Raw genomic sequence first — 646 nt, 5'->3', positions numbered from 1 at the left:
TAATAGTCCGTTTCATGCCACCTATTACCATTTAGGCTTCTTCTATTACTTTATTCCACTGTATTTCGTGATTCCTCTATTCCAATGGATTGCACGTAATGTCGATGACAATGTCCTCTATACCTATCTGGCTTTTTGGATGTTCACTAGCACGTTATTCCTGTTCAAGATTGATGGGCCATGGAGTAACCAAATGTGGCTCTATATGGGCTATCTGCCTTTGGGTTATGTACTATTTCAAAAAGTGCCACTAAATCGTTCTATGGTGACGTTGTTCACTGGGTTTGGATTGGTGGCGTTAGCCGTGACATTCACCATGGTGGTGACCAACAGTTTGGAAGCGGAGAAATACACCGTGGGGCGTTGGTTGTCATACAAAACATTGAACGTGATTTTGGCGGCATCGATGATTTTTATGCTGTGTCGGTATTTTGGGGAAGGGTTGCCGAAGAACGTGCAGAAAGTGGTGAGTTTTATCAGCCAGCACAGCTTGGGCATTTACTTACTTCACCCAATCTTCTTATGGCCAATGAAAGAGTTTGGTTGGTATACCGGTCATCCGGCATGGGTGATCCCTGTGTGGATTGTGTTAAGTGGGGCGGGAGCCTTGGCGATGAGTTATTTGTTCTCGAAATCAGCCAAGACT

The 646-nt window shown here is 44.6% G+C and carries 1 protein-coding gene; it reads left to right on the top strand.

Features of this window, described 5'->3' with window-relative positions:
- The coding region (locus R7R24_RS27710; protein ID WP_318120277.1) for an acyltransferase at positions 1-646 on the top strand (646 nt) is incomplete at both ends.

This window comes from Vibrio sp. 704 (genome assembly GCF_033339295.1).
Note: the sequence above shows the minus strand (reverse complement) of the source record. Positions and strands in the feature narration are given on the sequence as shown.